We start from the raw sequence: 654 nt of genomic DNA on the forward strand, positions 1-654 counted from the left end.
ATGCCCAACAAATGAAAAGTTATGGTAAATCAGAGGCCATGGACCGCTTATATGAAATTGTTATCGGCGAGCAAACCGCCAGTAAACAATGGGAGGATTTTAAATACACAAGAGGGGTTTTAAGAGTGCTACCGGAAAATTTCTTTTCTGTGATAGGATGGGTAGAGAAAGGAGTTGAAGGGATGATAGCACTTGATCATATTAGAATTACTGAAGCGGAAGTAAAAGGGGTTGCAGTGACTTTTGGTGAAAAGGTGAAAATTGCTGTAGAGAATTATGCTAAAAACTTTCGCCCTAAAAGTACTGATCAAGAAAAGGAGACAGTCCCTTCAGTTGTTGATCCAACTCAAGAAATAAAAGCGGATTGGGCTGATTGCTCAATTGAGGATTTGAGTCCTGGGCAGGCAAGCTTGTATCTAGGGAATATTGTGGATATAGTTAAATTTATTAATGATGGCAAACCTGAGGAAGGTTTGAAAACATTGGAAGCTTCTGAGTTTATGAAAACCTTGCTTATATGGAAGAAAATATCTAATGCAGAAGATCTTTTAAAAAACTTCGAAAAAGATCTTTTATTTCCACTAAGTACTGAGACAAATTAAAATATAAGCTATATTTATACCCTAATTATGGGTCGTAAAACAAAAGTTATAG

Annotated in this window: 1 protein-coding gene; it reads left to right on the forward strand. The window is 36.1% G+C overall.

Translation table 11 applies throughout. The features are described from left to right. A partial coding sequence (locus HHU12_RS34435) for a hypothetical protein (RefSeq protein WP_169661215.1) occupies positions 1-602 on the forward strand: 602 nt, incomplete at its 5' end. Positions 603-654 lie beyond the last annotated feature (52 nt).

It is taken from the genome of Flammeovirga aprica JL-4, from assembly GCF_012844305.1.
Classification (GTDB): domain Bacteria; phylum Bacteroidota; class Bacteroidia; order Cytophagales; family Flammeovirgaceae; genus Flammeovirga; species Flammeovirga aprica.